Annotated in this window: 13 protein-coding genes; 4 read left to right on the top strand and 9 right to left on the bottom strand. The window is 63.4% G+C overall.

The window, feature by feature from the left end:
- Positions 1-6: 6 nt before the first annotated feature.
- A complete protein-coding gene (locus CH275_RS24815) occupies positions 7-468 on the bottom strand; it encodes a PPOX class F420-dependent oxidoreductase (protein ID WP_094681115.1) in 462 nt (153 codons plus the stop codon).
- 33 nt (positions 469-501) lie between these two features.
- Between CH275_RS24815 and CH275_RS24810 the strand changes: the two genes are divergently transcribed.
- Entirely contained in the window at positions 502-1359 is an 858-nt protein-coding gene (locus CH275_RS24810; protein ID WP_094680810.1) for a polyphosphate kinase 2 family protein, read from the top strand.
- Between the two features lie 66 nt (positions 1360-1425).
- Here the strand turns inward: CH275_RS24810 and CH275_RS24805 are convergent, their stop codons facing one another.
- The 4 genes from CH275_RS24805 to aceA all read right to left on the bottom strand — a co-directional run bounded on the left by CH275_RS24805 (position 1426) and on the right by aceA (position 5251).
- Positions 1426-2466 (bottom strand): NAD(P)-dependent alcohol dehydrogenase, encoded by a 1041-nt coding sequence (locus CH275_RS24805; RefSeq protein WP_094680809.1) that lies wholly within the window; start codon positions 2464-2466, stop codon positions 1426-1428.
- A gap of 96 nt (positions 2467-2562) precedes the next feature.
- Positions 2563-2838, bottom strand: a complete 276-nt coding sequence (locus CH275_RS24800; protein WP_094680808.1) for a hypothetical protein — start codon at positions 2836-2838, stop codon at positions 2563-2565.
- A 65-nt stretch (positions 2839-2903) separates the two neighbouring features.
- Positions 2904-3779, bottom strand: a complete 876-nt coding sequence (locus CH275_RS24795; protein WP_094680807.1) for a 3-hydroxybutyryl-CoA dehydrogenase — start codon at positions 3777-3779, stop codon at positions 2904-2906.
- A gap of 182 nt (positions 3780-3961) precedes the next feature.
- Positions 3962-5251 carry an isocitrate lyase gene (aceA, locus tag CH275_RS24790; RefSeq protein WP_027498404.1) on the bottom strand — a complete coding sequence of 430 codons (1290 nt, stop codon included), beginning with the start codon at positions 5249-5251 and terminating at the stop codon, positions 3962-3964.
- 532 nt (positions 5252-5783) lie between these two features.
- On the opposite strand from aceA, the gene CH275_RS24785 reads away from it, so the two are divergent.
- Positions 5784-6659, top strand: coding sequence for a DUF559 domain-containing protein (locus CH275_RS24785; protein ID WP_094680806.1), 876 nt, complete (start codon positions 5784-5786; stop codon positions 6657-6659).
- A 183-nt stretch (positions 6660-6842) separates the two neighbouring features.
- On the opposite strand, the gene CH275_RS24780 is transcribed toward CH275_RS24785, so the two are convergent.
- Entirely contained in the window at positions 6843-7247 is a 405-nt protein-coding gene (locus CH275_RS24780; RefSeq protein ID WP_094680805.1) for an SPW repeat domain-containing protein, read from the bottom strand.
- Between the two features lie 147 nt (positions 7248-7394).
- Here CH275_RS24780 and ramB point away from each other — a divergent pair, with 147 nt between their 5' ends.
- The gene (gene ramB, locus CH275_RS24775; protein ID WP_094680804.1) at positions 7395-8807 is read left to right on the top strand and encodes an acetate metabolism transcriptional regulator RamB; all 1413 of its coding nucleotides are present in this window, start codon (positions 7395-7397) and stop codon (positions 8805-8807) included.
- 17 nt (positions 8808-8824) lie between these two features.
- Entirely contained in the window at positions 8825-9598 is a 774-nt protein-coding gene (locus CH275_RS24770; protein WP_094680803.1) for an LLM class flavin-dependent oxidoreductase, read from the top strand.
- On the opposite strand, the gene CH275_RS24765 is transcribed toward CH275_RS24770, so the two are convergent.
- The 3 genes from CH275_RS24765 to mqo form a co-directional block, all read right to left on the bottom strand.
- Complete coding sequence (locus CH275_RS24765) at positions 9585-10682, bottom strand: LLM class flavin-dependent oxidoreductase (protein WP_094680802.1); 1098 nt, start codon at positions 10680-10682, stop codon at positions 9585-9587. The genes CH275_RS24770 and CH275_RS24765 overlap by 14 nt on opposite strands.
- 146 nt (positions 10683-10828) lie before the next feature.
- The gene (locus CH275_RS24760) at positions 10829-11824 is read right to left on the bottom strand and encodes an MBL fold metallo-hydrolase (RefSeq protein ID WP_256991196.1); all 996 of its coding nucleotides are present in this window, start codon (positions 11822-11824) and stop codon (positions 10829-10831) included.
- 9 nt (positions 11825-11833) lie between these two features.
- Positions 11834-13156, bottom strand: a complete 1323-nt coding sequence (gene mqo / locus CH275_RS24755) for a malate dehydrogenase (quinone) (RefSeq protein WP_094680801.1) — start codon at positions 13154-13156, stop codon at positions 11834-11836.
- Positions 13157-13182: the final 26 nt, after the last annotated feature.

Below are 13182 nucleotides of genomic sequence, written 5' to 3'. Positions count from 1 at the left end.
GGCTTGTCACACTCTCCCTGGCGGGAATCCACCCGCAGCGATCGGGCCCCAGGTGTCGATCACGATGCGTATCAACGACTTCCCCTGCTTCACCATCGCCGCGCGGTACTCGTCCCAATCCGAGTGCTCGCCGGCGATGCTACGGAAGTACTCCACCAGAGGCTCGACGGCGTCGGGTAGATCGATGATCTCGGCGGTACCGTCGACCTGGACGTAGTCGCCGTTCCAGTCGTCGCTGTGCACCAGCACCGTGACGGCCGAATTGCGGCGAATGTTCAGTACCTTCGCACGCTCGGGGTACGTGGCGATCACGATGCGGCCCTCGGAGTCCACTCCGGCAGACACCGGCGAGACCTGCAGACTGTCGTCGCGTTTGCGGGTGATCAACGTGTGGTGATGCCGCGGAGAGACGAACTCGAGCAGTTGCTCACGCGATACCGTTTCGGCTTTTGCAATCGTAGGGGCCATGCGTTCCATCGTAGAGAAGTAGTCTCATCGGTCATGGCCGACAACTCGAAATTGTGGACGCAATCTCCCGTCGATGTGCTGCGCGCCAGTGCCTCTCCACGCGTGGAGGACATCGACTTCACGGCCACACCGGGCTTCGACGGCAAGAAGTCACACGGCAACGACGTCCTGGAAGAGCGCGGCGCGGTACTGGCCGCGCTACAGGAGAAGCTCTACGCACACGGCCGCACCGGCGACAGTAGATCGGTTCTGTTGGTGCTGCAGGGCATGGATACCGCGGGCAAGGGCGGAATGGTCAAGCACGTCATCGGAATGGTCGATCCGCAAGGAGTGGACCTGGCGTCGTTCGGAGTTCCGACGCAGTTGGAGAAGCAGCACCACTACCTGTGGCGTATCCGAAAGGCACTTCCGCGGGCGGGCCGGATCGGGGTGTTCGATCGCTCCCACTACGAGGACGTACTCGTCGTCGCGGTGCACGATCTGGTGCCACGGCAGGTGTGGGAGAAGCGATTCGACGAGATCAACGCCTTCGAGAAGGAGTTGGCCGACGAGGGAACCATTATCGTCAAGGTCGCCTTGTTCGTCTCGGCGGACGAGCAGAAGAAGCGGTTGCAAGAGCGGCTCGAACGGCCGGACAAGCACTGGAAGTACAACCCGGGTGACGTCACCGAGCGCGGCTTCCTACCGCAGTACCGGACGGCATATCAGCGGGTTCTCGATCGCACGGATACCGATCACGCACCCTGGTACGTCGTGCCGGCCGACCGTAAGTGGTACAGCCGCTTGGCTGTCACCGAGATCCTGATCGACGCACTCGAGCAGCTCGATCTCGATTGGCCCGCACCCGATTTCGACGTCGAGCACGAGAAGAAGCGGCTCGCCGAGAGCTGAACGAGAAGGGCCCGCGACGTGTCGTCGCGGGCCCTTCTCTTCATGCTGGGTAAAGCGTGCTGGAGATCAGAACGTCGCGGCGTCGATCACGAAGCGGTAGCGCACGTCGGACTTGACGACGCGGTCGTATGCCTCGTTGATCTTCTCGGCCGGGATGACCTCGATCTCGGCGCCGATGTGGTGCTCGGCGCAGAAGTCCAACATTTCCTGGGTCTCGGCGATGCCGCCGACCATCGAACCGGCGAACGAACGACGGTTCGCCAACAGGTTGAATGCCGGCACCTCGAGGGGCTTCTCGGGAACACCGAGCTCGACGAGGGTGCCGTTGCGGGCCAACAGTCCCAGGTACTTGCCCATGGGCAGGTTCGCGGAAACGGTGTTGAGGATCAGGTCGAACTTGCCCTGCAGATCCTTGAGTGCGGCGGTGTCCTTGGTGGCGTAGTACTCGTCGGCACCGTAGGCCTTGCCGTCGGCCTCCTTGGCGTCGGTCTGGCTCAGCACGGTGACGTGTGCACCCATGGCGTGAGCGATCTTGACGCCGATGTGTCCCAGGCCGCCCATGCCGATGATGGCGACCTTCTTGTCGGGGCCCGCTCCCCAGTGCTTCAGCGGCGAGTACAGCGTGATGCCTGCGCACAGCAGAGGTGCGGCGACGTCGAGCTCGACGCCTTCCGGAATACCGAGGACGAACTTCTCCGTCACGACGATCTGGGTGGAGTAGCCGCCGTTGGTGAATTCACCCTCGTAGGTCTTCGAGTTGTACGTCTGGACGACGCCCTTCGTGCAGTACTGCTCGTCGCCGTCCTTGCATGCCTCGCACTCGCCGCAGGAGTCCACGAAACAGCCGACGCCGACGCGGTCGCCCACCTTGCGGCTGGTCACATCGGTGCCGACCTCGGCAACGATGCCGGCGATTTCGTGCCCGGGAACGACCGGGTACGTGGTGCCGCCCCACTCGTTGCGAGCGGTGTGGATGTCGGAGTGGCAGATGCCGGCGAACTTGACGTCGATGAGGATGTCGTTGGGGCCGAGAGCGCGTCGCTCGATCGTTGCCTTCTCGAGCGGAGCGTCAGGAGCGGTGGCCTGGTAAGCGGTAGCTGAAGTCATAACTACATTGCTACCTACGCATCTGTGTAAGCGCAACACAGCTACCGCTGCGACCAGGCTATTCCTAGTCCAAACGAGTCGTTCGCAACAGTAACGTCAGCCGTTCTTGGCGATGTTCGCTCCGAGCCACAGGCCGTACGCGCCCAGACCGATCAGTCCGATCTTGCGAGTCTTGGGGTACGCGATCGCAATACCGACTGCCAATTCGGTGGCACCGTTGCGACTGATCCAGGTTCGCGTGTCCTTCGGGAACGGGAGCTTGGTGATTCCTTCGAAGGCCTCGGGGACCACGAAGTGGGCGGCGCCGGTGGCGGCCAATCCGATTCCGAATGCCTTGGTGACCAGACCGTTCGACTTCTTGGACTTGCTCACTGACGCGCTCCCTGCGATCGACGTAGTTGAACTGGCAGAACGACAATAGCGCTACGAGACGGCGGTTACTTTGCGACCCGGCCGTTCTCGTAGCGATAGAACCCGGCTCCGGTCTTCTTGCCCATCTGTCCTGCCTCGACCATGCGCAGCAGCAGCGCAGGTGCCGCGAACAACGGTTCCTCGGATTCCGAGTGCATCGAATCTGCAATGGCTTTCACCGTGTCGAGACCGATCAGATCGGCGAGTGCGAGCGGCCCCATCGGGTGCGCGAGCCCCAGCACCGTCGCTTTGTCCACGTCTTCCTTGGTGGCGAATCCCGATTCGACCATACGAATCGCGGAGAGTAGATACGGCACGAGCAGCGCGTTGACGACGAAGCCCGATCGGTCTGCGGAGCGCACCACCTGCTTACCGAGAACGTCGCCTGCGAATCTCTCGGCGCGGTCGGCAACTGCTTCGGAGGTCGCATCGGTGGTGACGAGTTCGACGAGCGGCAGTACCGGTACCGGATTGAAGAAATGCAGCCCGACGACCCTGTCCGGTGCCGTGGTGGCCGATCCGAGCGTCGTAATGCGAATCGAGGAGGTGTTCGAGGCCAGAACGGCACCGGGGTCGATCACCACGGCGTCGAGCTCGGCGAAAATGTCGGCCTTGATCTTCTCGTCCTCGAGTACTGCTTCGACGACGAGTTGACGGTCGGCGAAGTCTGCCAGATCGGAGGTGAAACGCAGCCTGCACGCCGCCTGCTCACGCTCACGTTCGGTGATCTTGCCGCTGCTGACGCCGCGGTCGAGTGATCGAAGGATGCGGTTGCGGCCGGCCGTCGCCAGCTCGCGAGTCTGCTCGTATACCAACACGTCGACGTGTGCGCGGGCGCAGACCTCCGCGATTCCTGCACCCATCTGCCCGGCCCCGACGATCCCCACCCTCTCGACCGTCACAGCAAACTCCTTCGAAATACAGTGCGCAACAACAGCTCAAAGCGAGATGGGGGTAACTCTGCTGGGGTACCAGCACACGTGCCCAGATACGAGTCAGGCGGCCCGCAACGAAACGCTGGGGCCGCCTGACTAGTGCGCTGAAGATCCGGGGAGGCGGGTTAGCTCCGGGGAGGCGGGCTAGCTCAGTGGAACTGGCCTTCTTCGGTGGAGCCCTTCAGTGCAGCCGTCGAGGTGTTGGGGTCGACGGTGGTGGCGATGCGGTCGAAGTAGCCTGCGCCAACCTCACGCTGGTGCTTGATGGCGGTGAAGCCGCGCTCTTCGGCAGCCTTGAATTCGCGCTCCTGCAGGTCGACGAACGCGGTCATGCCTTCGCGGGCGTAGCCGTGTGCCAGGTCGAACATGCCGTAGTTGAGCGAGTGGAAGCCTGCAAGGGTGATGAACTGGAACTTGAAGCCCATCGCGCCGAGCTCCTTCTGGAACTTCGCGATGGTGGCGTCGTCCAGGTGTGCCTTCCAGTTGAACGAAGGCGAGCAGTTGTAGGCGAGGAGCTGGTCCGGGAACTCGCTGCGAACCGACTCGGAGAACTTCTTGGCGACCTCGAGGTCCGGCACGCCGGTCTCCATCCAGATGAGGTCTGCGTACGGTGCGTAGGCCTTGGCGCGAGCGATGCAGGGCTCGATGCCGTTCTTGACGCCGAAGAAGCCTTCTGCGGTGCGGGTTCCGTCGAGGAACTCACGGTCGCGCTCGTCGACGTCGGAGGTGATCAGCGTTGCTGCCTCGGCGTCGGTGCGGGCGATGATGACCGACGGCACGTCGGCGACGTCCGATGCCAGACGCGCGGAGGTCAGGGTGCGGATGTGCTGCTGGGTGGGGATGAGCACCTTGCCACCGAGGTGGCCGCACTTCTTCTCCGATGCGAGCTGATCTTCCCAGTGCACGCCTGCGGCACCGGCCACGATCATGGCCTTCTGCAGCTCGTAGGCGTTCAGTGCGCCACCGAAGCCGGCTTCGGCGTCAGCGACGATCGGTGCGACCCAGTTCTTGACGGACGTGTCGCCCTCGATCTTGGCGATCTCGTCGGCGCGCAGGAGTGCGTTGTTGATACGACGAACGACCGACGGCACCGAGTTGGCCGGGTAGAGGCTCTGGTCCGGGTAGGTGTGGCCCGAGAGGTTTGCGTCGCCTGCGACCTGCCAGCCGGAGAGGTAGATCGCCTGGAGGCCGGCGCGAATCTGCTGCACGGCCTGGTTACCGGTGAGGGCACCGAGCGAGTTGATGTAGTCCTCGTTGTTCACGAGATCCCACAGGATTTCGCTGCCGCGGCGAGCTAGTGTCGCTTCTTCGACGACGGTGCCCTGGAGGTCGGAGACCTGCTGTGCGGTGAAGTTACGGGTGACGCCCTTCCAGCGAGGGTTGGTGTCCCAATCCTGCTGGATCTCGGCGGTGGTCTTCGGGGTGCCGGTGGTCGACATCTTCAGCTCCAGTCTCTTCTGCTTCTCGGCCTGCCTCGAGACGAATCTTCACATCGTTGCCAGGCCCTTCTGGTGTACTCCAAAACAATGGCACAACCGAAAACAGGCGTCTACCAGTTGTTAGTGCCAATCTTGGCTAGCTTTCTCGAGTACCTTGCTAATGTTGCAAATTTTCGATCGACGCGAACCCGGCCGATCGGACAGCGCGGTTACTCGTCGGTAGCGACGAATCCCCAGTTGATGAACGCAATGCACGAAATGTCATACAGGACGCTTGTACGGTTTGAAGAGACCGTCTGAATCGAGTCAGAATTACGCGATACTGTGATCGACATCACAGCACATCCATCCCACGATGTGAGCATGGCACGGTCCGCTCCACTCGACATCACTTTCGCCGGGATCCCCCGCCCGACGCCACCGAGTGGAGCACAGATTGCACTCATCCACAGGTGGGCACCTGTCCACAGGGCATTCCATCCCCCCAGGTCGAGCATCGAAGACCTCGCAGGCGATCCCCGACGCTGCACCCATGCCAATTAACTCCACTCCCACCCACCCAGGTCATTCCGCAGGCTCCACTCCCGGCCCTGCCACTTTTCGAGAGCTCATCGCGTCCGGCCTCCATCACAGCACCGTCTCGCGACGCTTCACCCGCGTTCTCCCGACAGTCCACATGCGCGGGGAACCGTCGACGATGGATCGGTGTCACGCGATCGCCCTGTGGCGACCCGATGCGGTACTGAGTCATCGTTCGGCCGCATACCTACGCGGCTGGACGACCGAACCGCCCATTCTCGATGCAACCGTCCCGCGCTCGGCCCGGTTGCGGCCACCGCCATGGCTTCGGCTGCACCGTCGCGCCCTCGATTCCCGACTCGTCGACGACGTCGAGACACTCCCCTGCACCTCGCCCGCCCAGACGATGCTCGATTGCCTGGCAGTACTCCCCCGCGAACAGGCCGAGTTGCTGATCGACGAGCGCCTGAAGTTCGGACTCGACCCGGCATCGCTGCTCTGCTTGCTCGAGCGGTTCCCGGGCCGACGCGGCAACGCAGAATTGGCCCGTCAGGTCCGGTTGGCAGTGACGAGGTTCGCCTCGGAACCGGAGCGGGCGCTGGGACGGGCGCTGCATCGTGTAGGACTTCGCCTGGAGATGAACGCGGCGGTCGGGCCGTACGTATGCGATCTCGTCGACCGGCGCAGCCGAACGATCATCGAAGTCGATGGGCGCGAATTTCACAGCGCCGCAGAGGTGTTCAGCAAGGATCGGCGTAGACAGAACGCCCTGCTGCTCGATGGCTGGTTGGTGCTGCGCTATTCGGCGTTCGATGTGCTCGCCGCGCCGGACGTCGTGGCTGCCGAAATCGCGTCGGTGATCAGGCGGCGTCGAGCATCGCGGCGATGAGAGCACACAGTGCTCCACTCGCCGGGCCGCACGAGAGTTTTCCCGGATCCGCCGCGTCAAGTGGAGCACCGATTGCATCGGGGACTGCGATGAACCCACGGAGCACAAAATGCTCCACTCCCGTGCCCGCGTACGAGATTCATCGCACGCGCCCACGGGAGTGGAGCACCAGTTGCTGGGGTACTAGATACGAACGCCGGTCCGGTCGTCACTGGACGCCACTACCCGCGAGGTGATCGGGGCCCGACGCGACGCAACCACTCCGAGCGCGCCCATGGCTGCGATCACGAGTCCGCCGACGATGGCGAACAGGTCCGCGGCCAGCAGTCCGGACGGGAACACCATCAAGGCCGGCGAGACTGCGAGCAGCAGACCGAGACCGACGTGGGTCCAGTGGCTCTGCCTCGACGAGGATCCGATGGCCCAGAGCGCCGAGGATGCGGCGAGGATGCCGAGTACGAGGATGGCACCGGTGACCTCCTGGTCTCCCTGCACCGGGAGCCAGACGGTGGATGCAACGAGAACAGCTCCGGTGACGAAGACGACGACGTCCCGGACGATTTCCGATGTGCGCTGACGATTGGACATGACCGCTCCTCGAGGTGCCTGATGAATAGCTCGTATACCGGTATACGCCTTTACTTCGGCTAATGTTCCCGATGATCACCGAATTGTGATCCAGCAGCTAGTTGCGAACGGTGTTAAGGCATTTCTTCGCAGGCGTAGCCTGGCGATGTGTCCAAGACCTTCGTCGGTGTGCGGCTTCGGCAGCTCCGCAGCGAACGCAGCATGAGCCAGGTGTCGCTGGCACAGAAGCTGGGGATTTCGGCCAGCTACCTCAACCAGATCGAGCACGATGTGCGACCGCTGACGGTGCCGGTGCTACTCCGGATCTCCGAGGTGTTCGGAGTCGACACGTCCTTCTTCTCTTCGGAGGACGACACCAGGTTGGTCGCCGAACTCCGTGAGGTCGCGCTCGATCAGGACATGGACATCGACGCCGACGCACACGAGATCGCGCAGATGGTGAGCTCGCATCCACAACTGGCGCGGGCGATGGTCAACATGCACCGCCGATACCGCAATACCACGGCTCAGCTTCTGGCCGCTACCGAGGAGCGCTTCTCCGATGGCAGTGGCAGTGGTTCGATCAGCAAGCCGCACGAGGAAGTGCGCGACTACTTCTATCAGCGACAGAACTATCTACACGAACTGGACACCGCAGCGGAGGCACTGACCTCCAGGATCCGGTTCCATCGCGCCGATGTGGGCGGCGAGATCGCCAAGCGCCTGCGGACGGTGCACGACGTCCAGATCGTCCATCGCATCGATCTCGGCGAGAACGTGCTGCACCGATTCGATCCGCAGACGCGAGTGTTGGAGATTTCTCCGCATCTGTCCGGTGGGCAGAAGGTGTTCAGGTACGCCGCGGAATTGGCGTACCTCGAATGCGGAGACCTGCTGAACAAGATGGCCGACGAAGGAAATTTCTCGAGCGAATCGTCGAAGAAGCTGGCAGTGCTCGGTTTCGCCAACTACTTCGCGGCCGCGACGGTGTTGCCGTACCACCAGTTCCACGACGTCGCCGAGGATTTCCGTTACGACATCGAGCGGCTCTCTGCCTTCTTCTCGGTCAGCTACGAGACCATCTGCCATCGACTCTCCACTTTGCAGAGACCCGAATTACGGGGTGTGCCGTTCTCGTTCGTTCGCGTCGATCGCGCCGGGAACATGTCGAAACGACAGTCCGCCACAGGTTTTCACTTCTCGTCGAGCGGCGGAACCTGCCCACTGTGGAACGTGTACGAGACATTCGCCTATCCCGGCAAGATCATGACGCAGATCGCCGAGATGCCCGACGGCCGCAGCTATCTGTGGATCGCACGCACTGTGGAACGCCGCGCCGCGCGATACGGTCAGCCCGGAAAGACCTTCGCCATCGGACTCGGTTGCGAATTGCGGCACGCCGGTAGGCTCGTCTATGCCGACGGCCTGGACGTGCAGGGCTCGTCGGTCGCGACCCCGATCGGAGCAGGCTGCCGAGTGTGCGAACGCTCGAACTGCCCGCAGCGCGCATTTCCTCCCCTGGGGAAGGACCTCGACATCGACGAGCACCGAAGTTCGGTGTCCCCGTACCTCGTCCGCTGAGAAGAAGGAGATCTGCAATGACGCGAATCGGCGTCGTACTTCGCCCCGAGGTTCCACCGGAGGCGATAGTCGAGGCGGCACGTGCGGCCGACCACGCAGGCGTCGACGAGGTGTGGTTGTGGGAAGACTGCTTCTTCTCCGGTGGACTGTCCACTGCTGCACTGGTTCTCGCGAGCACCGATCGCGTGAACGTCGGCATCGGGGTGCTACCCACTCCGATGCGGAACGTGGCATCGACCGCGATGGAGATCGCCACCATCGCCCGGGTCCATCCGCGGCGGCTCCGCGTGGGACTCGGTCACGGCGTCCAGTCGTGGATGGGTCAGATCGGCGCGCGAGTGAAGTCGCCCCTGACGTTGCTGAGCGAACAGATGGAGGCGTTGACGAGCCTGTTGGCGGGCGAGATGGTCACCGTGCAGGGTCGCTACGTCTCACTCGATCAGGTGAAGTTGAATTGGCCCCCGGCGCAGTCGCCGCCGCTGCTCGTCGGTGCGACAGGGCCGAAGACTCTCGCCCTGAGTGGCCGGACCGGTGTGGGAACCATCCTCACGAGCGAGACGTCACCGGATCAGGTGCGAACGGCCATCGACCACATCGATGGCGGGCCGGGCCACGACGTGGTCGTCTACGTCTCGTGCAGGTCCGATTCCGAAGCGGACCCGAGCAACGTCCAACGCTGGATCGACGCCGGGGCCACCACCGTGGTGCTCGAACCGTCCCCGGATTCATCGGATCTGTCCGGCCTCTTTGCACACGCGGCATCGTTGACGGCGCACTTCAGCTCGCACTGAATCCCCGGGCGCGGTCCTTGTCCTCGGTCGTCCACAGCGTGGTCGTCACCTCGGCCCGCACCAACGGAATCACTTCCTCCGCGAACTGTCGCAACGTGTCCTTCTGACGCTCGAAGTCCAGGACGTGGTTGATCGAAACCGACTGCAGGTCATGGCCGTACGCATCGTGATAATCGAGGATCTTCGCTGCGACCCGTTCCGAGGACCCCACCAGGGCCGGCCCCCGCGCGACGGCGTCGTCGATGGTCCGAAAGCTCGTGACCTTGCCTTTCGCCGCCGGGTCGTGGGTGCGCTTGTCCTGCTGCGCGACGATGCCCTCGTAGATCGGTCGATATTCGGCAACGGCGGCCTCGGTCGTCGTACCGAGGAACAACCCCCCGGAGCCCGAACCCACGTAGGCCTTGTCCGGGTCGTGTCCGTGATTGCGGTATTGCTCGCGGTAACGGTCGATCAGAACCTTGTAGTTCTCCCTGGGCTGCAATGCATTTGCCGTGACGATGGGATCCCCCCACTCGGCGGCCAGGTCGACGGCCTCCACCGAGGTGGCCGAGCCGTGCCAGATCCGGAAGGGGCCGTCGAAAGGCCTGGGCAGCGTCGTGGCGTCCGTCAACGAATGTCGATGCTGCCCGGTCCAATCCACGTGCTCCTCACGGATCAGTCTGCGGAGTAGTTCGTAGTTTTCGGTGAGGTACTCGTACTGACGCGCGATGTCGAGTCCGAACAGCGGATATTGCAGTACCTCGTTGCCTTTGCCGATGACGACTTCGAGACGACCTCGACTCAGTTGGTCGACGGTGCCGAGGTCTTCGGCGACGCGGATCGGATCCAACACCGACAGTACGGTGACCCCGGTGGACAGCAGGATGCGGTGAGTGGCCTGGGCGAGCGCACCGAGAATGACCGTCGGGGAGGAGGAGAGCACGTCTCCCGCGTGCCGTTCTCCCACGGAAAACGAATCGATGCCCAGTTCTTCTGCGAGAACGGCGAGTTCGATCAACCGGTCGAATCTGTCGGCCGGGGGCACCACTGCGCCGGTGACCGGATGCGGAGGGTTGAACACGATGTCGAGAACCTGAAAGCGCATAGTGCTACCGAAACTTCCAACCGAGGGATTCGAACGACTTTCCGAGCGTCACACGCGAACCCACGAGGCAGGAGAGGACGTCACGGAGTCCAGAATGTCCGTGTCCTCACCGACGCGCCAGAATTCTGCTCGGCATGATTCGAATGTCACTGCTCTCGCAGGAACCGCCCCGCGTCCGCGAACGCCCGTGCTCGACGCGTCAGCGTGGGTGGCGCTGGCTGCTCGCCACGCCACAGGCGGTAGAGGGTACTCATGCTCAGGATGAGTCGTTCCGGTGAATCCCAGTGGGCGTACTGCCCGAATTCGCCTGATTTCAGGAGGTTCAGAGCCGCCTCGGTGGGCCCGAGTCCGGCGTCGAAGCAGCTGCGTCCGGCCTCGGAGACCCAGGTCCAGTAGTTCCGCACGGCGCGAATCTCGTCGGTGCCGCACAGCGGTCCGTGGCCGGGGACGTAGACGGAAGCATCGAGCTCGAGCAGGTGATCGAGAGCGTCGATCCAGTTCTGCAGCGGACCGTGCCAGAGCACCGGGGTCGCGTCGATGAACAGCAGGTCGCCTGCGAATACGACTCCTGCGTCGGGTAGGTGGGCGATGAGATCACCCTCGGTGTGCGCCGGGCCGAGGTAGCGCAGGTGGACCGCTCGCCCAGCCACATCGATGGTGTCGGTGGTCTCGAAGGTGTGATCGGGCAATCGCGGCAGCGTCTTGGGGAAGGTGGCGTCGCCGCGGACCCGACTCATGTACGAGCCCATTGCACCGACCGGTCCCGGCACCCACCCGACCTTCGCGCCGAAGGAGGCGAACGCGTCCACCCCTTTCGGGGGCGTCTCCTCTTTCATCGCATGCAAGGACGCGGCACTGGTGGTGATGCGGGCAGAGGCAGGAACTGTGTCGTTGCCCCACCAGTGATCGCCATCGGAGTGGGTGTTGAGCACTTCGGTGATCGGCGCATCGGCAACCAATTCGGCGGTGTCGGCGACGACCCGCTGCGCCCAGTGCACATCCCAGACGGTGTCGATCAGCATCGACGCGGAGCCGGGGCTCACGATCAATCCGGTGTTGGTTTGTCCCCAGCTGCCGGGCGGCCGCATGAAGGCCCAGGTGTCGTCGGCGATCTGTCGGTATCCCACCTCTGTGTCTGCCACCGCAACAGGCTAGCCGCTGAGCAGCTCCCGCATGTGAGAGTCCCATTGTCGTTCCGGGAAGCACCGATTCAGCAGCTCGATCATGATGGGCACGGCCGTGGATGCACCGGGTGATGCACCGAGCACCGCGGCAATCGTCCCGTCCTGCGAGGCAACCACTTCGGTACCGAACCGCAGTTCCCCGTTCTTGACGATCTGGGCACGCTGACCGGCACTGACGATCGTCCAGTCGGCCGAATCAACACTCGGGACGAACTCACGTAGTGCGGCGATCTTCTTCCCCCGCGTGGCGGTCAACTCGGAGAGCAGCAATCCGATCAACGGCGTGTTGCGGCGCGCCATCGACAACAACGAGCCGATGTTGTCCCGGGTGACCGATCGCGGAAGGTCCAGCAGCGATCCGTGCTTCAGAAATTTGGGGTTCGCACCGGCGTACGGACCGAACAGGATGGAGCGTTGCCCGTCGACGATGCGAGTGTCCAGGTGCGGCACCGACATCGGCGGCGCACCTATCGGCGGCGTCCCGTACACCTTGACGTTGTGTCGGTCGGCCACCTCGGGCCGGTCGCAGCGCAGAAATTGTCCGCTGATCGGCAACAGGCCGTAGCCCCGTGCCTCGGGAATCCCGGCTCGGCGCAGCAACTTCAGGGCCCATCCACCTGCCCCGACGAAGACGAATCGAGCTCGCTCCACCGGCCGACCGCCCCGCACGTCGAGTCGCCAGGATCCATCTCGATCCTGACTCAGTCCATGTACTTCCCGGCCGGTCTCGATGCGCGCGCCGTCGGCGGACAAGGCGTCGAACAGCTGCCGCGTCGCTGCACCGAAGTCGACGTCGGTACCCGTCACGTCTCGGGTCGCAGCCCAACAACCCGTACGGCCCTCGGCCACCAGTGGCGACCATTGCTGCAGCACCGCAGCATCTTCGGTGTACTCCATCGCCTCGAACAATGGGTGCGCACTCAGGCCGCGATGCCGAGCGCGAAGAAATTCGACGTTGTCGGCACCCTGGACGAGAGTCATGTGCGGCACGGGGCGCACGAAGTCGGCCTGGGGCAGCGTTTTCCAGAAACGTCGGGTCGTCGCGAACTGCTCGGCGATACCCACCGCCCGGTCGATGTCGACGGAACCGTCGGATCGCAGTGTCGTGTAGTTGGTTTCGCACAGACCGGCATGACCGGTTCCGGCGTTGTTCCATCCGTCGGATGCTTCCGATGCCACTCGAGGCAATCGCTCGAGCACTCGGATCGACCACGTCGGCTCGAGTCTGTGCAACAGCGTCCCCAATGTCGCGCTCATGATTCCGCCGCCCACGAGGATGACGTCGTCCATCTTCCGCCCCTTTCTCGTACTAAGTA

The organism is Rhodococcus sp. 06-235-1A (genome assembly GCF_002258785.1).
GTDB lineage: Bacteria > Actinomycetota > Actinomycetes > Mycobacteriales > Mycobacteriaceae > Rhodococcoides.
Note: the sequence above shows the minus strand (reverse complement) of the source record. Positions and strands in the feature narration are given on the sequence as shown.

Bases quoted from the DNA above. Each gene is read 5' to 3' on its own strand.
- CH275_RS24765 (WP_094680802.1), bottom strand. From the start codon at position 10,682: ATGCGCTTTCAGGTTCTCGACATCGTGTTCAACCCTCCGCATCCGGTC.
- aceA (WP_027498404.1), bottom strand. From the start codon at position 5,251: ATGTCGACCACCGGCACCCCGAAGACCACCGCCGAGATCCAGCAGGAT.
- CH275_RS24780 (WP_094680805.1), bottom strand. From the start codon at position 7,247: ATGTCCAATCGTCAGCGCACATCGGAAATCGTCCGGGACGTCGTCGTC.
- CH275_RS24770 (WP_094680803.1), top strand. From the start codon at position 8,825: ATGACGCGAATCGGCGTCGTACTTCGCCCCGAGGTTCCACCGGAGGCG.
- CH275_RS24815 (WP_094681115.1), bottom strand. From the start codon at position 468: ATGGCCCCTACGATTGCAAAAGCCGAAACGGTATCGCGTGAGCAACTG.
- CH275_RS24805 (WP_094680809.1), bottom strand. From the start codon at position 2,466: ATGACTTCAGCTACCGCTTACCAGGCCACCGCTCCTGACGCTCCGCTC.
- CH275_RS24810 (WP_094680810.1), top strand. From the start codon at position 502: ATGGCCGACAACTCGAAATTGTGGACGCAATCTCCCGTCGATGTGCTG.
- mqo (WP_094680801.1), bottom strand. From the start codon at position 13,156: ATGGACGACGTCATCCTCGTGGGCGGCGGAATCATGAGCGCGACATTG.
- CH275_RS24785 (WP_094680806.1), top strand. From the start codon at position 5,784: ATGCCAATTAACTCCACTCCCACCCACCCAGGTCATTCCGCAGGCTCC.